This is a genomic window from Geodermatophilus sp. DF01-2 (genome assembly GCF_004571065.1).
Lineage (GTDB): Bacteria > Actinomycetota > Actinomycetes > Mycobacteriales > Geodermatophilaceae > Geodermatophilus.
Genome location: NZ_SPQN01000021.1, coordinates 1 through 23,455, shown reverse-complemented (window position 1 = coordinate 23,455; position 23,455 = coordinate 1). Strand labels below are relative to the sequence as shown.

General features: G+C 74.5%; 19 protein-coding genes. 6 read left to right on the top strand and 13 right to left on the bottom strand.

Annotated elements, in window-relative coordinates:
• The first annotated feature begins 69 nt into the window (after positions 1 to 69).
• Positions 70 to 1,131, top strand: coding sequence for a ParA family protein (locus E4P41_RS08275; RefSeq protein WP_135140452.1), 1,062 nt, complete (start codon positions 70 to 72; stop codon positions 1,129 to 1,131).
• Positions 1,128 to 2,189, top strand: coding sequence for a ParB/RepB/Spo0J family partition protein (locus tag E4P41_RS08270; protein WP_209307598.1), 1,062 nt, complete (start codon positions 1,128 to 1,130; stop codon positions 2,187 to 2,189). Before E4P41_RS08275 ends, E4P41_RS08270 begins: the two co-directional genes overlap by 4 nt.
• Positions 2,190 to 2,468: 279 nt before the next feature.
• On the opposite strand, the gene E4P41_RS08265 is transcribed toward E4P41_RS08270, so the two are convergent.
• The 9 genes from E4P41_RS08265 to E4P41_RS08225 form a co-directional block, all read right to left on the bottom strand.
• On the bottom strand, positions 2,469 to 3,476 hold the full coding sequence (locus E4P41_RS08265; RefSeq protein ID WP_135140448.1) for a D-alanine--D-alanine ligase: 1,008 nt from the start codon (positions 3,474 to 3,476) through the stop codon (positions 2,469 to 2,471).
• The gene (locus E4P41_RS08260) at positions 3,473 to 4,816 is read right to left on the bottom strand and encodes a PLP-dependent aminotransferase family protein (protein ID WP_135140490.1); all 1,344 of its coding nucleotides are present in this window, start codon (positions 4,814 to 4,816) and stop codon (positions 3,473 to 3,475) included. The genes E4P41_RS08265 and E4P41_RS08260 overlap by 4 nt, the downstream gene beginning before the upstream one ends.
• A 168-nt stretch (positions 4,817 to 4,984) precedes the next feature.
• Entirely contained in the window at positions 4,985 to 6,136 is a 1,152-nt protein-coding gene (locus E4P41_RS08255; protein ID WP_245177190.1) for an N-acetylmuramoyl-L-alanine amidase, read from the bottom strand.
• 116 nt (positions 6,137 to 6,252) lie between these two features.
• Positions 6,253 to 6,579 carry a thioredoxin gene (trxA, locus tag E4P41_RS08250; protein WP_091220964.1) on the bottom strand — a complete coding sequence of 109 codons (327 nt, stop codon included), beginning with the start codon at positions 6,577 to 6,579 and terminating at the stop codon, positions 6,253 to 6,255.
• Positions 6,580 to 6,713: 134 nt separating this feature from the next.
• Complete coding sequence (gene trxB / locus E4P41_RS08245) at positions 6,714 to 7,691, bottom strand: thioredoxin-disulfide reductase (protein ID WP_135140487.1); 978 nt, start codon at positions 7,689 to 7,691, stop codon at positions 6,714 to 6,716.
• A 270-nt stretch (positions 7,692 to 7,961) separates the two neighbouring features.
• Entirely contained in the window at positions 7,962 to 9,602 is a 1,641-nt protein-coding gene (locus tag E4P41_RS08240; RefSeq protein ID WP_135140446.1) for a protein kinase family protein, read from the bottom strand.
• Positions 9,603 to 9,670: 68 nt separating this feature from the next.
• Positions 9,671 to 11,671, bottom strand: coding sequence for a murein biosynthesis integral membrane protein MurJ (murJ, locus tag E4P41_RS08235; RefSeq protein WP_135140444.1), 2,001 nt, complete (start codon positions 11,669 to 11,671; stop codon positions 9,671 to 9,673).
• Between the two features lie 73 nt (positions 11,672 to 11,744).
• A complete protein-coding gene (locus E4P41_RS21990; RefSeq protein WP_280659823.1) occupies positions 11,745 to 14,060 on the bottom strand; it encodes a DUF6049 family protein in 2,316 nt (771 codons plus the stop codon).
• Positions 14,061 to 14,098: 38 nt separating this feature from the next.
• Complete coding sequence (locus E4P41_RS08225) at positions 14,099 to 14,575, bottom strand: NUDIX hydrolase (RefSeq protein WP_135140442.1); 477 nt, start codon at positions 14,573 to 14,575, stop codon at positions 14,099 to 14,101.
• 334 nt (positions 14,576 to 14,909) lie between these two features.
• Here E4P41_RS08225 and E4P41_RS08220 point away from each other — a divergent pair, with 334 nt between their 5' ends.
• Positions 14,910 to 16,343, top strand: coding sequence for a CCA tRNA nucleotidyltransferase (locus tag E4P41_RS08220; protein WP_135140440.1), 1,434 nt, complete (start codon positions 14,910 to 14,912; stop codon positions 16,341 to 16,343).
• A gap of 426 nt (positions 16,344 to 16,769) precedes the next feature.
• Positions 16,770 to 17,381 carry a hypothetical protein gene (locus tag E4P41_RS08215; protein ID WP_135140439.1) on the top strand — a complete coding sequence of 204 codons (612 nt, stop codon included), beginning with the start codon at positions 16,770 to 16,772 and terminating at the stop codon, positions 17,379 to 17,381.
• Here E4P41_RS08215 and E4P41_RS08210 read toward each other — a convergent pair.
• Complete coding sequence (locus tag E4P41_RS08210; protein WP_135140437.1) at positions 17,378 to 18,655, bottom strand: MFS transporter; 1,278 nt, start codon at positions 18,653 to 18,655, stop codon at positions 17,378 to 17,380. The two genes, E4P41_RS08215 and E4P41_RS08210, sit on opposite strands and share 4 nt — an antisense overlap.
• Before the next feature lie 117 nt (positions 18,656 to 18,772).
• Here E4P41_RS08210 and E4P41_RS08205 point away from each other — a divergent pair, with 117 nt between their 5' ends.
• A complete protein-coding gene (locus tag E4P41_RS08205; protein WP_245177188.1) occupies positions 18,773 to 19,432 on the top strand; it encodes a YqgE/AlgH family protein in 660 nt (219 codons plus the stop codon).
• Positions 19,433 to 19,727: 295 nt separating this feature from the next.
• Here the strand turns inward: E4P41_RS08205 and E4P41_RS08200 are convergent, their stop codons facing one another.
• From E4P41_RS08200 to E4P41_RS08190, 3 genes are all read right to left on the bottom strand, one after another.
• Positions 19,728 to 20,489, bottom strand: coding sequence for a hypothetical protein (locus tag E4P41_RS08200; RefSeq protein WP_135140435.1), 762 nt, complete (start codon positions 20,487 to 20,489; stop codon positions 19,728 to 19,730).
• Between the two features lie 236 nt (positions 20,490 to 20,725).
• Positions 20,726 to 21,805: an inositol-3-phosphate synthase gene (locus E4P41_RS08195; protein ID WP_135140433.1), complete on the bottom strand. Its 1,080-nt coding sequence runs from the start codon at positions 21,803 to 21,805 to the stop codon at positions 20,726 to 20,728.
• A 115-nt stretch (positions 21,806 to 21,920) separates the two neighbouring features.
• On the bottom strand, positions 21,921 to 22,547 hold the full coding sequence (locus E4P41_RS08190; protein ID WP_135140431.1) for a PadR family transcriptional regulator: 627 nt from the start codon (positions 22,545 to 22,547) through the stop codon (positions 21,921 to 21,923).
• A gap of 206 nt (positions 22,548 to 22,753) precedes the next feature.
• Between E4P41_RS08190 and E4P41_RS08185 the strand changes: the two genes are divergently transcribed.
• Positions 22,754 to 23,167 carry a DUF5318 family protein gene (locus tag E4P41_RS08185; protein WP_209307597.1) on the top strand — a complete coding sequence of 138 codons (414 nt, stop codon included), beginning with the start codon at positions 22,754 to 22,756 and terminating at the stop codon, positions 23,165 to 23,167.
• Positions 23,168 to 23,455: the final 288 nt, after the last annotated feature.

Here is a 23,455-nt window from a genome sequence, read left to right as displayed (position 1 = left end):
TTCCACGTGGAACCCGTGCCACTTCCCGAGTCCGTTCCACGTGAAACGGACCGGCAGGAAGGACCTCAGATGACCGACCCGGGCCAGCGGCTGCGGAGCAGTCTCGCCGCCGACCAGTCGGCCACCCCCGCAGTCGAGTTCGACAGCCCCATCGCGATGGAGGCGCTGCGGGCCACCCGGGTCCTGCACGCTGCCGACCAGGAGCCCTTCCCTGCGCCGGGCCGCATCCGGGTCATCACCATCGCCAACCAGAAGGGCGGCGTCGGCAAGACGACCTCGTCGGTCAACCTCGGGGTCGCTCTCGCGCTGTACGGGCTGCGGACGCTGGTCGTCGACCTGGACCCGCAGGGCAACACGAGCACGGCGCTCGGCGTCGACCACAGCGTCGGGACGCCGTCGGTCTACGACGCCCTGGTCGGCGACAGCTCGCTCGCGGAGGTCGTGCACCCGACGACGGCGACGCCGCTGCTCTCGTGCGTGCCGGCGACCATCGACCTGGCCGGCGCGGAGATCGAGCTGGTCTCCGTCGTCGCCCGCGAGTACCGGCTGCGCCGGGCGATCGAGACCTACCTGCAGGAGCTGCCGCCCGAGCGGCGGCCGCACTACGTGCTCGTCGACTGTCCGCCATCGCTGGGGTTGCTCACGCTTAACGCGCTCGTGGCCGGCGACGAGGTGCTCATCCCCATCCAGTGCGAGTACTACGCGCTCGAGGGTCTGGGCCAGCTGCTCAACAACATCGACCTCGTCCGCCGGCACCTCAACCCGGGCATCGCCGTCCGGACGATCCTGCTGACCATGTACGACGGGCGGACGAAGCTCGCCGACCAGGTGGCCGAGGAGGTTCGCAAGCATTTCGGCAGCCTGGTGCTGGACACGGTCATCCCACGGAACGTTCGAGTCTCGGAAGCACCCGGCTACGGCCAGTCGGTGGTGACCTACGACCCCGGCTCGCGCGGCTCCACGAGCTACGTGGAGGCCGCCCGCGAGCTGGCGCAGCGCGGCGTCACACTCCCCCCGCTGCCGTCGCGGCCGACGCCCGGCACCCCCGTCGCCGCGCCCCTGCGTGCGGCGTTCCCCGACACCGACGGGGGGACCGTCCCCGTCCCCCCGTCTGCTGAGGAGCGATCATGAGCAAGCGTGGCGGTCTGGGCCGGGGGCTGGCGGCGCTGATCCCCACCAGCGCCCCGACGGAGGAGCGGCCCGCGCGGCCCGGCACCGACGACGACACCGCCGCGACGGGCATCGCCCCGTCCCCGGGCGCGGTCGAGCCGCCCGTCACTCCCCCGGTCCACCTGCTCCCGCCGGCCGCGCAGGCGGCCGCGACGGTGGCCGCGCAGGCCGCGTCGACAGTAGGTGTGGCGGCCGTCGGCGTTCCCGGCGCGCAGCTGCGCGAGGTGGCCGTGGCCGACGTCGTCCCCAACCCCAGGCAGCCCCGCCAGGTCTTCGACGACGAGGCGCTGGAGGAGCTCACCCACTCCGTCCGCGAGTTCGGCCTGCTGCAGCCGGTCGTCGTGCGCGAGCGTGGGGACGGCGGCTACGAGCTCATTATGGGCGAGCGCCGGCTGCGCGCCGCCCGCGCCGCCGAGCTGGAATCGGTGCCCGCGATCATCCGGGACACCACCGACGACGCCCTGCTGCGCGACGCCCTGCTGGAGAACATCCACCGCGTCCAGCTCAACCCGCTGGAGGAGGCGGCCGCATACCAGCAGCTGCTCGAGGAGTTCGGCGCCACCCACGAGGAGCTGGCCAACCGGATCGGCCGCAGTCGCTCGCAGGTCACGAACACGATCCGGCTGCTCAAGCTGCCGGTGAAGGTGCAGACCCGCGTCGCCGCCGGCGTCATCTCCGCCGGACACGCCCGCGCGCTGCTCGGTCTGCCCGACGCCGAGAAGCAGGAGGCGCTGGCTGCGCGCATCGTCGCCGAGGGGATGTCGGTGCGCGCCACCGAGGAGGCGGTCGCCCTGGCCGTCGCCGAGGAGCCGGCAGCCAAGCGGCGGCCCCGCCGGATCACCGCGCCCGGCGTCGAGGACCTCGCCGGTCGGCTGTCCGACGCCTTCGAGACCAAGGTGAAGATCCAGATCGGCCGCGCCAAGGGACGGATCGTCGTCGAGTTCGGCTCGGTCGACGACCTGCAGCGCATCATCGGGCAGATGGCTCCCGACATCACCGGTCGGCGGCCAGAGGACTGACCTGCACGAAGGCCCGGTTCCGTCACGGACGGAATCGGGCCTCCGGTCGGTCGGACCGCCTGTGGTCCGACGGTTCCATCGTCGGCGCGGCTCGTCCTCGGAAGACCCCTCCGCACCATGAACTCGACCGGGCCTGCCCTTCCCAGGGGGAGGACGGTCGTCCGGGGGTTCTGCGACGGCCACACCCGGAAGACCTCGTCCACAGAGACCTGCGCCCGACGCTGGGCAGGAACCTCACCCAGCACGCCGATTCCGCGCGCTGAGCGACCACCGCTGCTCTCAGCGCAGAGTGCTCGCCCGCCGGGTCAGCAGCCGGGCGAGGACGTCGCCCAGCGAGGAGCCGGACGCCTCGACCGCCATGGGGAACATCGACGTCTCGGTGAGCCCCGGTGAGACGTTCACCTCGAGGAAGTGCACCTCGCCGTCCGGGGTCACGATGGCGTCGGTGCGGGAGAGGTCGGCGAGGCCGAGCACCCGGTGCACGTGGACGGCTATCTCGGCGGCCCGCTCCGCCACCTCGGCCGACACCCGGGCCGGGGCGTGGTACTCGGTGAGGCCGGGGGTGTAGCGGGAGGTGTAGTCGAAGACGCCCGACTCCGGGGCGATCTCCACGGCGGGCAGCGCCTCCGGGCCGTCGCCGAGGTCGACGACCGACAGGGCGAGCTCCACCCCGTCGACGAAGCGCTCCACCATGACGGTGTCGCCGTAGGCGAAGCAGCCGACCATCGCGGCCGGCAGGTCCTCGACCCGGCTGACCTTCTGCACGCCCAGCGCGGAGCCGCCCGAGGCCGGCTTGACCATGAGCGGCAGGCCGAGGCGGGCGACGATCAGGTCCAGCACCGCGCCGGCGCCGAGCTCCCGGAAGGTGCTGTGCGGCAGGGCCACCCAGTCCGGCGTGGCCACCCCGGCCGAGCGGACGACGGACTTCGCGGCCGGCTTGTCCCACGCCAGCCGGCAGGCCGCGGCCGGGGAGCCGACGTAGTGGACGCCGGCCAGGTCGAGCACCGCCCGCAGCGCGCCGTCCTCACCGGTGGCGCCGTGCAGGGCGATGAAGACCGCGTCGGCCGGCGCGGCGGCCAGGCCGGGCAGCAGCTCGGCATCGGCGTCGCGCAGCTCGGCCTCCACGCCGGCGCGGGCGAGCTCCTCGGCCACCTGGGTGCCCGAGGAGAGGCTGACCTCCCGCTCGACGTTCAGGCCGCCGGCGAGGACGACGGCACGCAGCGGGTGCGCCGGCGGCTCCGGCTCGACGGCGGGGGCGGGTGCGGGTGCGGGTGCGGGCTCGCTCATGGACGGTCCTCGAATCGGTCGCTGTTGGCCGGGCCGACGATGCCCGGCTGCGAGCCGGACACGGCACGGAAGCTGCCGGTGTCCACGCCGTCGAAGGTGGAGTGCAGGTCCAGCTCGGCCTCGACGACGCGGGCCAGCCGGCGCACGCCCTCGCGGATCTGGTCCGGCTCGGGGTAGCAGTAGGACAGCCGCATGTGCTCGCGCCCCGACCCGTCGGCGTAGAAGCCGATACCGGGCACGTAGGCCACGTGCGCGTTGACCGCGCGGGGCTGCATGAGCTTGGCGTCCAGGCCGTGCGGCAGCTTGAGCCACACGTAGAAGCCGCCGTCCGGCTTCGTCCAGGTGGTGCCCGCGGGCATGAGCGCCTGGAGCGACTCCAGGGTGGCGTCCCGGCGCTCCCGGTACAGCTCGACGAAGTGCTTGATCTGCTCCCGCCACGGCTGGGTGTCGAGGTACCGGGCGACGGCGTACTGGGTGAGCGAAGGTGGGCAGAGCACCTGCGCCTCGGTGGCCAGCACGAGCTTCTCGCGGACGGCGAGCGGGGCGAGCACCCAGCCCACCCGCAGGCCCGGCGAGAAGGTCTTGGAGAACGAGCCCAGGTAGATCACCCGGCGGTCGTCCCGGGCGCGCAGCGCACGCATCGGCTCGCGGTCGAAGCCCAGCAGGCCGTAGGGGTTGTCCTCGATGACGAGCAGGTCGTACCGCTCGGCGATCTCCATGACCGCCTGACGGCGCGGCTCCGAGAGGGTCACGCCGGCCGGGTTGTGGTAGTTCGGCACCGTGTAGAGGAACTTCACCCGGTCGCCGGCGGCTCTGCACTCGATCAGCGCCTGCTCCAGCGCCTCGGGGATCAGCCCGTCGTCGTCCATCGGGACGTGCTCGACGCGCGCCTCGGCCGCCTGGAAGACACCGAGCGCGCCGACGTAGGAGGGTCCCTCGGCGAGGACGACGTCCCCCGGGTCGCAGAAGACGCGGGTGACCAGGTCCAGCCCCTGCTGGGAGCCGACGGTGACGACGACCTCGCTGGGCGAGGCGTCGGTGATGCCCTCCAGCGCCATGACGTCGCAGATGCGCTCGCGCAGCCGGGGGTCGCCCTGGCCGGAGCCGTACTGCAGGGTCTGGGCGCCCATGCCGGAGACCAGCTCGCCGATCATCGAGCCGACCGCGTCCAGCGGCAGGGCCGTGACGGCGGGCATGCCGCCGGCGAGCGAGACGACCTCGGGCCGGCTGACGACGGAGAACAGCGCGCGGATCTCCGACGTCTTCATCCCGTGGGTGCGTGCTGCGTACCGGTCGGCCAGCGGGTCCAGCCGCGGATGGCGCGGCGCCGGGTGGTGCACACCAGGACCCGGGGGCAGCCCGGGCGGGAGATCGGCCACACACCGAGTGTAGGGAGCGGGATGAGCGAGCTCGCCCGGACACGGCGGGTGGGACGGACCCGTCCCACCCCACGAGTCACTCTCGTCGTCACTTCCCGACGAGATCGCCGCCCTCGCCGGACGGCTCGCTCATCTTCTCCCGGGGAGCACGAAGGTGCCGGTGGGCGGGTCGGCCTCGGCGGGCAGGAACAGCCGCTGGACGGCGGCCAGGACGGCGCTGGCGACCGTGCTGCGCAGCCGGGCGTCGAGGAGCAGCAGCCGGTCGACCGGGTGGGACAGGTAGCCGCAGTCCATCCGGACGGCCGGCATCCGGGTCGTCCGCAGCAGGTCCCAGGTCTTGGGGTGCGAGCCCAGGTCGAGCAGGCCGGTGCGGGCGACCACCTCACGGCGCACCAGGTTGGCGAACTGCTCGCCGACCGTGGAGGAGGAGCCCGAGCCGGTGCCGTAGTAGAAGCTGGCCACCCCGCGGGCGTGCTCGGAGCGGTGCGCGTCGGTGTGCAGGGAGAGGAACAGGTCGGCGCGCGCGTCGTTGGCGAACGCCGTCCGCTCGGCCGGGCTGGGGTCCTGGTCACGGCCGCGGGTCAGGTACACGGTGGCGCCGGCGGCGGCGAGCCGCCCCTCGATGCGCGAGGCCAGGTCGAGCACCAGGTCGGCCTCGGTGGTCTCCCCGGCGGTGAAGCCGGTGTCGGCGCCGCCGTGGCCGGGGTCGACGACGATCCGCCGGCCGATCAGGTGCGGTCCGCTCTCGACGAAGCTGGCGCTCTGGCGCAGCAGCTGCGGCCGCCCGCCGGTGACCTTGCGGCCGAGCTGGCGCAGTGCGCGGAGGGTGGCCGGCCCGCACGTGCCGTCGGAGGTCAGGCCGTAGTCGCGCTGGAACGCCCGCAGGCCGACCTCGGTCTCGGGGCCGAAGACGCCGTCGACCGGGCCGGCGTCGTAGCCGAGCTCGTGCAGCCGGTCCTGCAGGTTCGTGACGTCGTCCCCGCGTATGGGCCGTACCGGGTCGTGGTGCAGCAGCCGGTCGCCGAGCGACCAGCGGGCCTCGGACAGGGCGCGGTAGGTCTCCTCGCCGACGCGGCCGTCGACGGTCAGCCCGCGGACCTGCTGGAAGTGGCGGACGGCGAGCTCGGTGGCCGGGTCGTAGGCCGCCTGGTCCAGCGACGCCTCCTCCGCACCACTTCCTGCGGGGAGGAGGCCCAGGGTGCGCAGGGCGGCGTGCACGTCGGCCACGGCGGGACCGCGGTCCCCCGGGCCCAGGGGCTGCATGCGGCTGTCGGTTCCCATCGTGGGTCGATTGTCGTCCCCGGGCGCCGTCCCGGCCCGGTGGGGCCCCGGACGGGTGAGGGCCTCCCCGGCCACTGGCCCGGGAGACCCTCGATGGTGGGCGGTGCCGCCGCCGATCAGATGTAGTCGGCGAGGTCCGAGAGGATCGCGCCCTTCGGCTTGGCGCCGATGATGCTCTTCACCGGCTTGCCACCCTGGAAGACCGTCATGGTCGGGATCGACATGACCTGGTAGTCGCGGGCGATCTGCGGGTTCTCGTCGATGTTCAGCTTGGCGATCGTCAGCTTGTCACCGTGCTCGGCGGCGATCTCCTCGAGGACCGGGGCGACCATTTTGCACGGCCCGCACCACTCGGCCCAGAAGTCGACGAGGACGGGCTTGTCACTGCCCAGGACGTCGTCGGCGAAGGTCGCGTCGGTGACCGTCACGGTGTTGCCTGCCATGGTCGTTCTCCCTCTCGGTCTGTCGGTGTCCGCCGGCTGCAACCGGACGGGAAGTGGATGTATGCCCGCGGAAGAACCTCCCTGCCCCTGCCCCTCACCGCTCGCGAGCTCGCGGCGGGACCCTGCAGGGTGGCCTAGCGCTCGCCGAAGGCGACCGCCAGCCAGCGCTCGGCGTCGATGGCCGCCGCGGCGCCGGTGCCGGCCGAGGTGATCGCCTGGCGGTAGATGTGGTCGACCACGTCGCCGCAGGCGAAGACTCCCTCGATGTTGGTCCGGGTGGTGGGGTGCTCCACCTGGATGTAGCCCTCGTCGTCGAGCTTGAGCTGACCGGCGAAGAGCTCGCTGCGCGGGTCGTGCCCGATCGCCACGAACATGCCGGAGACCGGAACGGTCTCGGTGGCGCCGGACTCGACGTCGGTCAGCTGGACGCCGTTCACCGTGCTGTCCCCCAGGACGTCGGTGACCTGCTTGCCCAGTTCCCAGCGGATCTTCTCGTTCCCCTGCGCGCGCTGCTGCATGATCTTGGAGGCGCGCAGCTCGTGGCGCCGGTGGACGACGGTGACGGTCCTGGCGAAGCGGGTGAGGAAGGTGGCCTCCTCCATCGCCGAGTCGCCGCCGCCGACCACGACGATGTCCTGGTCGCGGAAGAAGAAGCCGTCGCAGGTGGCACAGGCGGAGACGCCGCGGCCGAGCAGGCGCTCCTCGTTCTCCAGGCCGAGGTACCGGTACTTCGAGCCGGTGGCGACGATGACCGCGTGCGCGCGGTGCACCTCGTCGCCGACCTTGACGACCTTCGGCTCGGCGGTGAGGTCGACCTCGGTGACGTCGCGGGCGGCCAGTTCGGCGCCGAAGCGCTCGGCCTGCGTGCGCATGTCGTCCATGAGCTGCGGGCCCTGGACGCCCTCGGCGAAGCCGGGGAAGTTCTCGACCTCGGTCGTGGTCATCAGGGCGCCGCCGAACTGCGAGCCCTCGAACACCAGGGGGTGGAGGTTGGCGCGCGCGGCGTAGATGGCGGCGGTGTACCCGGCCGGGCCCGACCCGATGACGATCAGGTCACGGACGCCGTCGTGCTCGGCCGGCGGGATCGCAGGGTCTGCGTGCTCCGTCGTCACCGCGGGGCCGGGGGTCGGGTGGTCTGTCGTCACGGGCGGCACAACCAGGATCGTAGGTGCTGCATTCCCCACCGGCCCTCCTGCACGGTCCCGGCCCTCTCCTGGCGTCGGCCTCCCCCAGGGCACCGCCGGCCCCGTCCCGGGCCCCGCCCCGAGCCTTGACGGCCTCCTTGCAGGGTCCCGCCGCGAGCCTGCGAGTGGTGGGGGGCGAGGGGTCCTTCACGGGGAGGACGGGGTCCTTCCACGAGTGGCCGGGGGCAGGGCCTCTCCTCAGCTCGCCGGCGTGAGGGTCACCTCGGCGACGTCGGCGGCGAAGCCGTTCCCGGAGGGAACCAGACCGGTGAGCCACACCAGCACGTACCGGGTGGTCACCGGCTCGTCGAAGGCCAGGTCGGTCGAGGCCCCCAGCTCGCCGCTGGCGACGACCTCGTAGGAGTCGAGGTCGCCGTCGGGCTGGTCGCCGACGCGGATCTCGACGGTGGCGCCGGGGGTGGTGCTGGCGAGGTCGACCCCGGCCAGCGCCTGCTCCGAGCCGAGGTCGTAGACGACGCCGACGCCGTCCTTGAGGTTCCCGAACGCCGGCGACCCCCGGTAGGTCAGCGTCGACCAGGCGGTGGCCGGATCGCCGTCGAAGGACAGCGGGATCTCGTCGGTGTTCTCCGGCTCGCCGTCGCCGAACGGGTCGAAGACGGTGGCGCCGGTGATGGTGGGGGCCGGGCTGTCGCCGGGTGGAGCAGTCTCCTCCGGGGCGGGCGCGCTGGTCGAGGGTGCGCTCGGCGCCTGGGACTGCTCCCCGGTGATGTCGTCGGCCACCGACAGCAGGTTGTTGCCCACGTACCAGGCGAGCACGATCACCACGACCAGCGCGAGCAGGGGAAGCCCGACGACGACCAACCGCCGCCGACCCGCCGGCCCGGGGTCCTCATCGTCGTCGCGCAGGTACGGGCCGGCGTCGAGGTCGTCGTCCTCCGGGCCGAGGCCGGCCGACAGGGGGAGCAGGTCCTCCTCGTCGTCGCGGTGCCGGCCGGGGACCGGCGGGCGGCCCGGGGCGCCCGGCGGCCGTGGCGGGGACTGGCCGGAGGCGTCCCGGGTCGGCGCGGGGTCGACGGCCACGTCCCCGCGGTCCTCCTCGCGGCGCTCCCGCAGCCGGCGCAGCCATCCGCTGTCGGACTCGTCGGGCGCGCGCAGCGGTTCGGAGGAGTGGACGCCGCGGGGGCGCTCGGCCAGCAGCGCCGCCATGGCGGCCACGCTGGACAGCCCGGCGCCCGGTTCGGTGGAGCGGGCCCGGCGGACCAGCGCCGCCAGGTCGGGCGGCATCCCCGCCTCCTGCCCCGCCGGCGCGGCCCCGGGTCGCCGGCCGGTGAGGCAGTGCTCGAGCAGCTCACCGAGGGCCGCGACGTCGCCCTGGATGGTGCCGCTGGCGGCGGGCACCGAGCGCAGCCCGACGAGCCCGTTGGGCCGCAGGACGACGGCCTCGGGGGTGAGCCCGCCGACGGCCAGGCCCACCCGGTGCGCCGCGGCGACGCCCTCGGCCAGGCGGCGCAGCACGGTCCGCGCCTCGCGCTCGGGCATCGGGCCCTCGGCCAGGCGCTCGGCGAGGGTGCGCCCCTCGATCCACTCGTTGACGACGTAGGCGGCGCCGCCGGGCGCCTGTACGTCCCCGGTGCCCTCGGCGGCGTCGTACACCATCGCCAGCGCCGGGGTGGCCAGCCCCCCGGCGGTCAGCGCCCGGGTGATCCAGCCGCGGGCGGCGGGCCCGCCCGGGCTGTGCACCCGGATGGCGACGTCGCGGTTGAGGATCCGGTCCTTCGCGCGCCAGCAGTGGATGACCCCGGTCGCCGTGGTCTCGACGGGGCCGACCTCGTCGAGCGGGCGATAGCGGTCGGGGAGCCCGGTGATCGCGGACGTCATCGGTGCGCCCGGCCCCCTGTTCGCTCCCTGCCGGCGGCTGGGTTGCCCCGGCGGCGGCGACGCGCTGCTCATCCGCGTCCCAACCGGGCCCTGACGGCTGCCAGAGGCTCCTGGACCTCGGGAACGCGGGCGAGCACGAGCCCGGCGAGGGCCGCGACGCCGATCACCACGGTACCCAGCAGCAGGGTGGCGAGCGAGCCTGCCACCGACGGGCCGAGCGCGTCGTCGCTCACCACCACGGTGAGCCAGCCGAGCAGGCCGGCGACGAGCGCGACGGCGGCGACCCGCAGCACCGACGGCAACGTCGTGCGGTCCTCCGGCGTCCCCAGCCGGCGGCGCAGCACGGCGTGCCCGATGACCCAGCCGGCCACGTACGTGATGCTGGTGACCAGCATCAGCCCGGCCACCACGTGCTCCGGGGGCACGACCACCGGGACCAGCAGCAGCAGCGGCACCCGGACGCCGACCATCCCCAGCTGGACCAGCGTGGGGGTGCGGGCGTCCTTCATCGCGTAGAAGGCCCGCAGCTGCAGCAGGGTGACCGCCATCGGCAGCAGCCCGAACGCGCCGACGGCGAGCGCGACGCCGATGGACCGGGCCTCCTCGACCCCGGTGTTGCCGCGGGCGAAGACCACGACCGCCAGGGCCGGGCCGAGCACGGTCAGCGCCGCGCTGACCGGCAGCAGGCCGAGGGCGGAGAGCCGGGTGCCGAGGGAGAGGTCGCGCACCACGCCGGGGACGTCGGACCGGGCGGCGGCCCGGCTCATCCGCGGCACCAGGGCGGTGAGCAGCGCGACGCCGATGATCCCGTACGGCATCTGGAACAGCAGGCTGGCGTTGGCGAAGCCGAGCGAGCCCAGCCCGCCGTCCCGCCCGGCCTCGTTGGCGATCCGGGTCGCCACGGCGACGCCGATCTGGCTGACCGCCACGTAGCCGATCACCCAGAGGCCGAGCGTTCCCGCCTCGCGCAGCCCCGTGTCCCGGAGCCCCCAGCGCGGGCGCAGCGGGACGCCGACCCGGCGCAGCAGCGGCAGCAGCACGAGCGCCTGGACGGCGATGCCCAGCGTGGTCCCGATACCGAGGAGCCACACCTGCCCCGGCGTGATGGTGACGGGCGTGAGCTCACCGGGACCGCTCGCCGCGAGGAACAGCAGTCCGGTGGCGATCACGACGACGTTGTTGAGCACCGGCGCCCAGGCCGGCGGGCCGAACACCCCGCGGGAGTTGAGGATCGCCTGGGCCAGCGCGCCGATGCCGTAGAAGACGATCTCCACGAGCAGGATGCGGGCCAGCCAGGTGGCCAGCCGGTACTGCTCGGGGTCCTCGTCGAGGCCGTACAGCGCGGTGAGCAGCGGCGCGGCCAGCACGGCCAGGCCGGTGACGACGACCAGCCCGGCGGTCGCGATCGTGGCCAGCCGCTGGGCGTAGGCGGCGCCGCCGTCGTCGTCCCGCTCCTGGGCACGGACGAGCAGCGGCACCACCACCGAGGTCAGCACGCCGCCCAGCAGCAGCTCGTAGACGATGTTGGGCAGGGTGTTCGAGGTGGTGTAGGCGTCGCCGACCAGGCCGACGCCCAGCGCCGCGGTGAGCACCATCGTCCGCAGCAGCCCGGTGATGCGGGAGACCAGGGTGGCCACCGCCATCGTCCCGGCGGCGCGCAGGATGCCCCGGCTGGCGCCGGGCCGGCCCTCGCGGGCCTCGACCTCCTCCTCGGTCTCGTCGACCGGCCGCGGCACCGCCGGCAGCACCGGGATGAGCTGGGTGTCGTCGGGACCGGGCACCCACCGGGAGGCCCGCCGGGGCGGGGGGACCGGTGGCAGGTCCCGGACGCGCGGCGCCGGTGGGGGGACCGGCGGCAGCGGACGGACCCCGGACGGCGACGCCTTCGGGTACGGCGGTGGGGGCAGCGACAGCGCCGGCGGGGTGCCCGGACCGGGGACCGGCGGCGGCTGGCGCCGCGGCCGCTCGCCCGACGGGGGACGCCCGCCGTCCGGCCGGCGGGGAGCCGCGGACGGCGGGACCGGCGGCAGCGGCCGGGGCTGCTGCCCCACGGGTCGCTCGCCGCTCACGGGTTCTCCTCGCCGGCGCTCGTCGGCCCTGCGAGCGGGGTTGCTGTGCTCATCGGGAAGCTCGTGCGTTCGTTCACACGGGGCTCCGGGTCGGGGGCAGCGGGACCGCCGCACCCTCGGGTGCCGGTCCGCCGGGCGGGAGGTCGTCGTCGCCGCCCTCGGGGGTGCCACGGCGTCGGCGCAGCAGGTACAGCGCGAGCCGGCGCAGGAAGAGCAGGCCGAGCAGCGCCGCCGCGCCGATCGTGATGATCAGGGAGATCGACCCGTAGGCGGTGCTCTTCACCTGCAGCCGCACCGGGTCCCCGAGCGGGGCGCCGTCCGGGGTCGTCAGCGTGGCCACGACGGTGAAACGGCCGGACTGGCGCACCTCGGTGGGGACCTGGAGCGTCGTCCGCTGTTCGGGGGCGAGGACCTGCTCGCCGATGTCCTCCACGGCCAGGGCGTTCCCGCGGGGCTGGACCCGCAGCTGCACGCGGACGGCGAAGGGGAGGTCGTTGCGGACGGTGAGCACGAGTGGGGCGTCGCTGGAGGCGAGGCTGTACGTACCGTCGGCCGGGGAGAGCAGCGTGACCCGCTCGAGCAGCCGCCCCATGGTGGCCCGGAGGTCCTCGGCGGCCTCGGCGAACGCCTCCGGGTCGTCCCGCCAGGCGGCCGAGGTGGTCCGGGCGATGGCCGCGTCCCAGGGCGCCAGCGCCACGCCGGGGTCGCCGACGACGGCGCTCGCGAGCTGGTTGCGGATGGCCACCGCGGCGGCGACGTCGGCCAGGCCGCCGGGCTCGAGTCCACCCGGTCCGGACGGGGGGACGAGCTCCCCGGTGTCGACCACCGGGCCGTCGCCGAGCTGCGCCACCGTCACCGGACGCAGCCACGGCAGCTGGGCGGCGTCGGCCATCATCGCGCTCACCCCCGCGGGGTCGGCGTCGACCTCCCGCGGCGGGGCCACCAGCACGCTCTGGCCGGCGGTGGCGCCGCCCGGCTGGAGGGTGAGCAGCGCGAGCCCGGCGAGGTATCGCTGCTCGGCCACGCGGGCGCCGCCGGGCGTCTCTGCGACCGCCTCCACCAGTTCGCTCAGCGTGCTGTCGGCGACCAGGGCGCTGACTGCACCGTCCGGCGTCGGCACGGTCGTCCGGGCCGCGGCGGGTCCGTCCAGCCCGAGGGCGGCCGAGCCGTCGGTGAGCCCGCTGGGCGCGAGCACGACCTCGTCGATGCCCCCGTCCTGCAGCGTCCGCAGCGTGTCCGGGCGCAGCGAGCCGCCGACCGCCCAGGCCAGGTCGGTGCGCGGCGTCACCCCCAGGACCTCGCGGAGGATGCCGGCGTCGGTGGCCGCCGCGTCCGATGCCGGTGGGGCTCCCGTCGGCGGAGTGGCCGGAGCGTCGGGGTCCTCCTCGGGCGTGCCCGGCAGGCTGCGTGCGACCACGCCCGGGAGGCCGGTCGCGGTGAGGGCGTCGGCGTCGACGTCGCCGTAGGGCAGGGCGACGACGGGGTGGTCGGCGGCGACGGCGCGCAGCCGGTCGAGGAAGGCGGCGGCCTCCTCGGTCCCGGTCCCCGCGTCGTCCTCGCCGGCGACGTCGTAGGGGCCGTCGGCCATGATCGCGAGCTCCTCGACCAGGGCCGGGTCGATCGCCAGGGTCACCGGGACCGCCGGCACCGGCTCGCCCCCTTCGGCGGGAACGGTCTCGGGCAGTCGTTCGACGGTGGCCAGCGCCCGGTCCAGGCGGCCGCCGGCGGCCAGCTCCTCGGCCAGCTCGTCGTCGACGAACCCGCCGGAGGCGTCGCGGTGGGTGTGCCCGACCAGCGGCCACAGCCAGGCGACGCTGGTCGGCGTGGCCGGGAGCACCGGCGGCTGCACGAGGAACGTCGACAGCTCACCGACCCGGCGACGCTCGCCGTCGGGCCCGGCGCCGTTGAGGTTGAGCAGCACCGGGTAGACGCCGTCCCGGTCGATGCCCAGCTCATCGGTGGTCGTGGTGAGGGTGAAGGGGAGGGAGTCCCCGGGCCGCAGTTCTCCGGCCACCTCGCGGAACGGCGTGGTGACGGCGGTCATCGGGTCCGGGGCGTCGTCGGTGGCCAGCAGCTCGGCGCGGGTGTCGAGCAGCTCGCCGCGCTGCAGCCGCAGGTCGAGGTCGGTGAGCGTCTCCGAGCCGGTGTTGGTCAGCGTGCCGGCGAGGGTGACCGTGGCCCCGAGGGTGAGCGTCCGCGGCTCGAGGAGGCCGAGGTCCACCTGCACCGGGCGGTCGCCGGCGCTCTCCTCGGCGGTGGCCGGATCCTCGGGTGCCGCAGCGGCGGGGGGTGCCAGCGCGAGGAGGGGAGCGGTCAGCAGCCCGGCCAGCACCGCGCGAACCGTCGTCCCCCGGTGGCGGCGGGCAGTGTCGTGGCCGGGACCCCGCACGGCGGACCGGCCGCCGGCACGCCCGGCAGCCGACCAGCTCACGCGCTGTCGGCGAGGAGCGCGGGTGCCCGCTCGACGAGCGCCCGCTCGTCGGCGTAGGCGAGCCGGGCGGCGAGCTCGTCGAGGGGCACCCAGGCGACCTCGGTGACCTCGATGTCGGCGTCGGACAGGGCTCCTCCGATGGCGCGGAGCAGGAAGTGGTGCACGGTCTTGTGCACGCGGCGGCCGTCGGCGACGAACCAGAAGTCGATGATGCCCAACGGGGCGACGACCTCGCCGATGATCCCGGTCTCCTCGGCGACCTCCCGGACGGCGGTGTCCTCCGGAGTCTCGCCCTCCTCGATGTGGCCCTTGGGCAGCGACCAGAGCAGTCGACCGCGGCGGTCGGTGCGGCCGATGAGGGCGGCGCGCGGCCCCGTGACGGGGTCGTCGGCGACCACCAGGCCTCCGGCGGAGGTCTCGTCGACCCGGCGCAGGCGGCGGCCGGGGCGCCCTCGCCCACCCGTCGCAGCCATGCCAGGAGGGTAGCGCGCGTTCGGCGACAGCCCCGGGAGCATCGCAGCGAGCAACGAGCTATAGCGGCCCCGCTGCAGGTCCCGCCGCGAGCGTGCGAGCGGTGGGGGGCAGCGGGGTCCTTCCGCGGGCGCGGAGCCGGACCAGCGTCGCCCGGGCGCGCCACTACCCTGGATCGTCGTGTCCGGTGAGCTGCTCCGTCCGACGACCGCCGTCCCTCGAGGGGCATCGCAGCGAGGGCCGGCGAGCGAGGAGCGGACCGGGGCGCGGAGTCGGACCGGCCTCGGTGGTCGTCTCCCGGTCGCTGGTCCGGTACCACCCGCCGTCCAGGAGACGGTGCGGCAGCTCGTCGACGTCTCCCCCGTGTTGACCCGGCTCGGGGAGCGGTTCGCGGCCGCGGGTTTCCAGGCACACCTCGTCGGCGGCTCGGTCCGGGACGCGCTGCTGGCCGCCGGCTCGGGCGCGCCTGCGCATGACCCGACTCCCCCGCCCGGTGACCTCGACGTCACCACCGACGCCCGGCCCGATCAGGTGCTCGGCCTGCTGCGCGGGTTCGCCGGTTCCACGTGGAACACCGGCATCGCCTTCGGCACCGTGGGAGCCGAGGTCGACGGCGTCCGGCTGGAGATCACCACCTTCCGCGCCGACCGCTACGACCGGGAGTCGCGCAACCCGGAGGTGGCCTGGGGGGACTCGCTCGAGGACGACCTGGCCCGCCGGGACTTCACCGTCAACGCGATGGCCGTGTCGCTGGGGCCCGACCGTACGGTCACCGACCCCTACGGCGGGTTGGGCGACCTGCTCGCCGGCCGGCTGCGGACGCCGGGCGCCGCGGTGGACTCCTTCGCCGACGACCCGCTGCGCATGCTGCGCGCCGTCCGGTTCGTCGCCCAGCTCGGCCTGACGCCGGCCGACGAGGTGATCGAGGCGATGACGTCGCTGGCCCCCGAGCTGGCGCGGATCACCCCCGAGCGGGTGCAGGTGGAGCTGTCGAAGACGCTGCTGCAGGACTCCCCACGGGCGGCGCTGGAGCTGTTCGTCTCGACCGGCCTGGCCGACGTCGTCCTGCCCGAGCTCGCGGCGCTGCGGATGGAGATCGACGAGCACCACCAGCACAAGGACGTCTACGCCCACTCGCTCACCGTGCTCGACCAGGCGATCGACCTGGAGAAGGCCGATCCGGACGCCGAGTCGCCGGACCTGGTGCTGCGGCTGGCCGCGCTGCTGCACGACGTCGGCAAGCCGGCCACCCGCCGGCACGAGCCGCGCGGCCGGGTGTCCTTCCACCACCACGAGGTGGTCGGGGCGAAGCTGGTGCGCAAGCGGCTGCAGGCGCTGCGGTACTCCAAGGAGGTCGTCGAGGCGGTGGCCCGGCTGACCTTCCTGCACCTGCGCTTCCACGGCTACGGCCGGGGGGAGTGGACCGACTCGGCCGTGCGGCGTTACGTCACCGACGCCGGCGACCTGCTGCCGCGGCTGCACAAGCTGGTCCGCTCGGACTGCACGACCCGCAACGAGCGGCGCGCCGCGGCGCTGTCGGCCACCTACGACTCCCTGGAGCGCCGGATCGCCGAGCTCTCCGCGGCCGAGGACCTCGCGCGGGTGCGGCCCGACCTCGACGGCAACGCGATCATGGCGATCCTGGGCATCCCACCCGGCCGGGAGGTCGGCGAGGCGTGGGCGTACCTCAAGGACCTGCGGCTCGAGCGCGGTCCGCTGTCACGGGAGGACGCCGAGCGCGAGCTGCGGTCCTGGTGGGCCAACCGTTAGCGGAGTCGCTGGAGTGCGGAAACCGTCATCGAGCGACTCCGCGAGGGGCGGGCCTGTGGACGGCGCCAGCGGCCGACGGCCTCGCAGCGACATCCTGCGCCGGTGCCTCAGCGCGTATCGCTCCGCCCGGATGCCGTCGTCCACCGCCGTGGACTGACCGAGAGCGGCATCAGCGTCGGTCGCATCCGACGGGCCATCGCCTCCGGTCGTTGGCAGGAGCCCGTGCCCGGCGTCGTCGTGGGCCACGGTGGGCCGCTCACCCAGCGCCAGCGGTGGCAGGTCGGCGTCCGTCATGCCGGCCCGACCGGATGCCTGTCCCATCGCAGCGCGCTGGCCGTGCTCGGTGCCCGTGTCGAGGAGCTGCCACCTGCCCTTCGGGTCGCCGGGGTTCGAGGAACGTACGTCGCGCTCCCGGAAGGAGGGATCGTGGAGGTGTCGGTCCCGCACGGCCGGCATCTGCGCTCCTCCGGCTTCGTGGTCGTCCACCAGAGCCGTCGACCCCTGGGCGTCCGGATGGTGTCGGACTTGCCGGTGACCTCAGCCGCTCGTGCCGCCGTGGACGTGGCCGTCACGGCGCGTCGGCGGTCCGAGGTCGACCACGTCGTCTCCCACGTGCTCCAGCGAGGGATGGCGAGTGTCGAGCAACTGGCGGAGGAGACCCGGCTGCTCGGCCGGAGCGCCACCGCGTGGCTACGAACCGCTGTGGTCGATGCCTGTCGCGGCATGCGGTCGGTCGGGGAAGCGGACCTGCGGCGGGTGGTGGTGGCCGCCGGCCTACCGGAACCGGAGTGGAACGCGGAGGTCGTCACCCCGGTCGGCCGGTTCTTCGTCGACGCCCTGTGGCGCGCCCAGGGTGTCGCGGCGGAGGCCGACGGTGCCGCCTTCCACCTCTCGGCAGAGGACTGGTCGGAGGACCTCGTCCGGCAGAACGCGATCCACGGCGCGGGGATCGTGCTCCTGCGGTTCCCGGTCCGCCGGCTGCGCTCGGACGAAGCGGCATGTGGACGAGAGATCGACACCCTCTTGCGGAGTCGCTAGGTGACGGTTTCCGCGCTCCAGCGACTCCACCAGAGGGCGGTGAGGGCGTAGACGGCGCCGACCGCCAGGACCGCCGGAGGCGAGACGCCGGACGGGGGCAGGAGGTACGCCGCCGCGAGCAGGGCCGCCACGTAGCTGACGTTGACCAGCATGTCGTAGACGGAGAACACCCGGCCGCGGACGTCGTCGTCCACCACCTGCTGGAGGGTGACGTCCACGCAGATCTTCACGCCCTGCCCGACGAACCCGAGCACGATGCCGGCGACGACGACCGTCCACGGCAGGAACGGCAGGCCGAACGCCACCAGCAGCGGACCGCAGGCGGCCAGCAGCAGCGTCACCCAACGCGCCGTCCCCAGGCGGCGCACCGCCGCCGGCGTCACCGCGGCCGCCACCAGCGCGCCGACGGCCCCCGCGGCGACCGCGACGCCCAGCCCCGCCAGCCCGCCGGGCACGAATCCCTGATCGGTCGAGAAGGTGGTGCGGAAGAGCAGCAGCGTCATGAGGGTGACCAGTCCGAAGCACAGCCGGTGCACGGTGACGACGGCCAGCGCTCCCACCGCGGCCGGCCGGGCCCACACGTGCTGGGCCCCCGCCACCATCCCGGCGACCACCGCCGCCGCGGGCACCCGCCCGGCCCGGCTCTCCTCGTCCGGGCCGAGCGCGCCGCGGGCGAACCGGGCGGCCAGCGCGGCGGCCAGCAGGTACGGCGCCGCCGCGCCCAGCGTCATCAGCGCGTAGCCGGCGTCCCCCGCCACACCGCCGGCCTGCTGCAGCCCGACGGCGACCGCTCCGCCGGCCACGGTCGCCACCGCCCCGGACGTCGTCGACAGCGCGTTCGCCGGCACCAGTGCGTCGGTCGTGTGCGGCAGGGCCGCGGAGAGCGCCGAGAGCACGAACCGCGCCAGCGAGAACAGCGCCAGCCCGGTGAGCAGGAACGGCGCCCCCGCCACGCCACCCGCCACGAGCAGGGCGAGGACGGCGACCAGGCCGGCGCGCAGGAGGTCGGCGTGCACGAGCACCTGACGCCGGCTCCACCGGTCCAGCCAGACGCCGGCGAAGGGACCCACCAGTGAGTACGGCAGCAGCAGGACGGCGAACCCGGCGGCGACGTCGACCGGGTCGGCCGCCCGCTGCGGGTTGAACAGCACCGTGCCGGCGAGGGCGGCCTGCAGCACGCCGTCCCCGAACTGGGCGGAGAGCCGGGTGGCCAGGAGCCGGCGGAAGACGCCGCGCGCCAGGAGGTGCCGCACGGTCGTCCCGGCCTGCCGCACCCGGTCACCCTACGGTGGCCGCCCGGCGTCGCACGGTGGACGACGGGCCGCGCATCCCCCCGTGGCGGACGCGGCCTCCGCCGCCGAGGGGCCCGCGGTTGGGGCACACTGGGATCGATGACTCCCCCGTCCTCGCCCGATCCCGAGTCGGGGCCGCCGGCCCGGCCCGCGACGGGCCGCCGTCGTCCGGACGCGGTTCCCGTGCTCTCGATCGGCTGCCTGGACGACGTCCGCACCGGGTCGCTGCTCGTGGCCATGCCGAGCCTGACCGACCCGACCTTCGCCGGCACGGTCGTCTTCGTGCTCGACCACAACGACAGCGGCACGCTGGGCGTGGTCCTGGGCCGGCCGAGCCAGGTGGAGATCCGCGACGTGCTGCCGGGCTGGTGCGACCTCGCCGTCGACCCCGGGGTGTTCCACGTGGGCGGCCCCTGCGAGACCGACACGGCCCTGTGCCTGGCCGTCTGCGGGACGCCGGGCGACGACTGCGGCCTGCGGCGCGTCGCCGGCGACGTCCACCTGGTCGACCTGGACGCCGACCCCGACGCCCTGGCCGGCCAGGTCCGCGGGTTGCGGGTCTTCGCCGGCTACGCGGGCTGGTCACCGGGCCAGCTGGTCGGGGAGCTCGCCGAGGGGGCCTGGGCCTGCGTGCCCGGCAGCCCGGACGACGTGCTGAGCGCGCTGGCCGGCCCGGAGCTCTGGCGCCGGGTGATGGGCCGGCAGACCGGCCGCCTGGCGGTCCTGTCGACCGCGCCGGCCGACCCGACCGCCAACTGACGCGAGTCCCGGGTGCACGGGAGCCCGGCATCTGGTAGGAACGGGGATGGAAGGGGGCGGTCTGGGGAAGAGGCCGCCCCCTTCCGCATGTCCCGGCCCCGTCCCGGGTCCCTGGCCCTCTCCTGGCGTGCCCCGAGCTTGCGAAGGGCTCGGGAGAGGGTCCTTCTACGGCGAGGGGTCGGGCCGGGACGGCCGCCCTCCTGCAGGTGGAAGGGACCCTCTGCCCCCCGCCACTCGGCCCCCTCCAGGGGCCCGCCGCGAGCTTGCGCGCGGTGGGGAGGAGGGGGTCCTTTCCCTACAGGCCGACGGTCGCCGCCACCTCCGGGTGCGCCGCCCCGTCCACGGACTCCTCCTCCGACGGCAGAGCGATCTCCCGCGGACCGTGGTCGGACAGGGTCACCGTGACGTCGAACTCCTGCCCGGGCAGCGGGGTGCGGTACTGGACGAGCAGGTCGGTGGAGCGGTCGACCGCGACCGACCAGCCCGCCTCCGAGGCGTAGAGCGCCGCCAGCTCGCCGTCGATCGAGCGGTCCCCCTCCCAGGTGTAGCCCGCGTCGCGGAAGGCCCCGGCGGCGTCGGCCTCCTCGGCGGAGAGGTTGAGCACCATCCGGGTGAGGACGTCGACCAGCGGCGCCTGCTCCCCCAGCGTCACCGGGCGGCGCACGTAGGAGGCCTCGGGGAGACCGGCGGCATCCAGCGCGCCGGACAGACCGGGGACGTCGCCGAACCACAGCTCGTCGGCGGTGAAGAACAGCGTTCGAATGTCGTCGGGCCGCCCGTCGTCGTACGCGGTGACCGCCTGCGCGCGTCCGACCCCGTCGGCGAGGTCCACCTCGCCGGTGAGGGTCAGCACCGTGCCCTCGCCGTACGGGGCGGTGACCACGAAGTCGGCCCCGCCCTCCTCGTGGTTGGCCACCAGCAGCCGCGCGAGGAGGCCGGCCTCCTCCTGGGTGACCGGTGCGCCCTCCGGCCGGTCGTCCGTACCGCCGGCGCAGCCGGCGAGCAGCGCGAGCGCCAGCCCCAGGGCAGGGAGCAGCGGACGGCGGCGCGCGGGCATGCGGCCAGGGTAGGCATCGGGGGAGGTCGTCGACCGGGTCCCACGCGGGTGCCCCGCCACGCGACAGGGCCCGCGATCCGTGCGGATCGCGGGCCCTGCAGGCCCCCGGAGGCCCGGCCCTGGCCTGGCGCCGGTCTACCTCCAGGGCACCGCCCCGAGCCCGCGGGAAGGAGGTCCTTCGACGACGACCTCGGGGTGAGTCCTTCTACGAGGGGTGGGCGCAGTGGGGTCCTCGTTCAGCGCTCGATCTCGCCCCGGATGAACCTCTCCACGGCGTCGCGGGCCTCGCTGTCGTCGTACTGCACCGGCGGGCTCTTCATGAAGTAGGACGACGCGGAGAGGATCGGGCCACCGATCCCGCGGTCCTTGGCGATCTTGGCGGCGCGGACGGCGTCGATGATGATGCCGGCCGAGTTCGGGGAGTCCCAGACCTCGAGCTTGTACTCCAGGTTCAGCGGGACGTCACCGAACGCGCGGCCCTCCAGGCGGACGTAGGCCCACTTGCGGTCCGACAGCCACGGGACGTGGTCCGACGGGCCGATGTGCACGTTGCCGGCGCCCATGTCGCGGCCGACCTGGCTGGTGACCGACTGGGTCTTGGAGATCTTCTTGGACTCCAGCCGCTCGCGTTCGAGCATGTTCTTGAAGTCCATGTTGCCGCCGACGTTGAGCTGCATCGTGCGGTCCAGCTGCACGCCGCGGTCCTCGAACAGCTTGGCCAGCACCCGGTGGGTGATGGTGGCGCCCACCTGGCTCTTGATGTCGTCGCCGACGATCGGGACGCCGGCCGCGGTGAACTTCTCCGCCCACCCCGGCGTGCCGGCGATGAACACCGGCAGCGCGTTGACGAAGGCGACCCCGGCGTCGATCGCGCACTGCGCGTAGAACTCCGCGGCCTGCTGCGAGCCGACCGGCAGGTAGCAGACCAGGACGTCGGCTTGCGCCTCGCGCAGTGCCGCGACGACGTCCACCGGTTGCTCGTCGGACTCCTCGACCATCTCGCGGTAGTACCGGCCGAGCCCGTCGAGCGTGGTGCCGCGCTGCACCGGGACGCCCAGCGGCGGGACGTCGCAGATGGTGATGGTGTTGTTCTCGCTGGCGACGATCGCCTCGGACAGGTCGCGGCCGACCTTCTTGGCGTCTACGTCGAACGCGGCGACGAACTCCACGTCGGAGACGTGGTAGTCGCCGAAGCGCACGTGCATCAGGCCCGGCACCGACGTGGTCTCGTCGGCGCCGCGGTAGTAGTGGACACCCTGCACCAGCGAAGCGGCGCAGTTGCCGACGCCGACGATGGCGACCTTGACGGATCCCATGGAGATCTCCTTCTCAGCAGACCGGGTGCGGTCGGTGGGCGCGGACCGTGGGCGGTCCTGCTCGGGGTGGTGACGGGCGTGGAGCTCTCCCGTCAGGGGTCATCGGGACGGGTGGTCAGGAATGCGGTGACGCCTCTCCGGGAGGCGCTTCCGGATCTCCGGGGGCGGCGCCGTCGGTTCGACGCCGTTGGCTCTCGGTCAGCTCCCGGTCGATGAGCTCGGCCAGCCAGCGGACCTCGCGGTCCACCGAGTCCAGGCCGTGGCGCTGGAGCTCGAGGGTGTAGCGGTCGAGGCGCTCCCGCGTGCGGCTCAGCGAGGCCCGCAGCCCCTCGCGCTGCCGCTCCACCGTGCGGCGGCGGCCCTCGAGGATCCGCAGCCGCACGTCGGCGGCGGTGTGCCGGAAGAAGGCCAGGCGGACGCCGAAGAGCCCGCCGTCGTCGTACGCCTCCGGGCCGGCCTGGCTGACCAGCTCGTGGAAGCGCTCCTTGCCCTCCGCGGTGATCGTGTAGACCACCTTCCCGCGCCGTCCGGTCAGCGGCGGTGCGTCCGCCGGCAGCGGTGCCCGCTTGTCGGGCTCGTCGGTGGTGACGTAGCCCGCAGCGTGCAGACGCTTGAGCGCGGGGTACAGCGAGCCGTAGGAGATGCTGCGCAGGCCGCCGAGCACCTGTGCGAGCTGTTTGCGCAGCTCGTAGCCGTGCATCGGGGACTGGTGCAGCAGGCCCAGGATGGCGAACTCGAGCACGTCGCCCTCCCTCGTCGTCCCGCGGATCGATGTATCGGAACGATACATCAAGGACCCCGCGCTCTCGGCCCCGTCCCAGAGGCTCGCCCCGAGCCTGCGAGGGGGAAGGGGGGAGGGGGTCCTTTCGGGGGCCGGAGACCAGCTCGGGTGGGTGTCCATGTCGTCGAACGCCTTCCGATGTCGCCGGCGGTGCGTACATTGGCGCCGTGCCCGGACGTCGATCCGTCGTGGACTACTCGCTGCAGCGGCGAGCCGTCCTCGCCGACGTGTACGCCGGACGCACGGGGCTCTTCGAGGTGTGCGACGCCAGTCCGTACCTCACCCGGGCGGCCAGGTACCACGGCGAGGCGACCGACATCGCCTGTCCGGTGTGCCGCAAGGAACGGCTCATCCTGGTCAGCTACGTCTACGGGGAGCACCTGGGCCCCACGGCCGGCCAGGCGAAGACGCAGGCCGAGCTCACCCGCATGGACGCGATGCAGGAGGAGTTCTCGGTCTACGCGGTCCAGGTGTGCCGCGGCTGCGGGTGGAACCATCTGGACTGCTCGTACGTCCTGGGTGCCGAGCCCGATCCCGGGCGTCAGCCGCGGCGGACCCGGCGACGGGCGGCCACGGAGTAGTACGCGTCACATCCGGAACACGCGGTGCCCTGCGTGGTCGTTGAGACAGCTGGGGGCCGCCGCGCCGCGGGTCGTCCCCGCTGCCACAGCTGAAGACGCCACCCTGGGTGACGGACGCCCTCGTTCGCGTGCCCACCGAGACCCCAACGAGAGAGGGGCCCTGTGCCTCCCCACGACGAGACCTCCCCGGTCGGGCCGCGTGGCGGCTCGGTCCGCCGGCCGCCGTCCGGTCGCACCGTCGGCGGCAGCGGCGGAGGCGGCCGCCCACCGGCGGGCCGCGGAGGCCGG

Bases quoted from the DNA above. Each gene is read 5' to 3' on its own strand.
- E4P41_RS08265 (WP_135140448.1), bottom strand. From the start codon at position 3,476: ATGAGCGAGCCCGCACCCGCACCCGCACCCGCCCCCGCCGTCGAGCCG.
- E4P41_RS08275 (WP_135140452.1), top strand. From the start codon at position 70: ATGACCGACCCGGGCCAGCGGCTGCGGAGCAGTCTCGCCGCCGACCAG.
- E4P41_RS08205 (WP_245177188.1), top strand. From the start codon at position 18,773: ATGACTCCCCCGTCCTCGCCCGATCCCGAGTCGGGGCCGCCGGCCCGG.
- E4P41_RS08225 (WP_135140442.1), bottom strand. From the start codon at position 14,575: ATGGCTGCGACGGGTGGGCGAGGGCGCCCCGGCCGCCGCCTGCGCCGG.
- trxA (WP_091220964.1), bottom strand. From the start codon at position 6,579: ATGGCAGGCAACACCGTGACGGTCACCGACGCGACCTTCGCCGACGAC.
- E4P41_RS08240 (WP_135140446.1), bottom strand. From the start codon at position 9,602: ATGACGTCCGCGATCACCGGGCTCCCCGACCGCTATCGCCCGCTCGAC.
- E4P41_RS08270 (WP_209307598.1), top strand. From the start codon at position 1,128: ATGAGCAAGCGTGGCGGTCTGGGCCGGGGGCTGGCGGCGCTGATCCCC.
- E4P41_RS08195 (WP_135140433.1), bottom strand. From the start codon at position 21,805: ATGGGATCCGTCAAGGTCGCCATCGTCGGCGTCGGCAACTGCGCCGCT.
- E4P41_RS08255 (WP_245177190.1), bottom strand. From the start codon at position 6,136: ATGGGAACCGACAGCCGCATGCAGCCCCTGGGCCCGGGGGACCGCGGT.
- E4P41_RS08200 (WP_135140435.1), bottom strand. From the start codon at position 20,489: ATGCCCGCGCGCCGCCGTCCGCTGCTCCCTGCCCTGGGGCTGGCGCTC.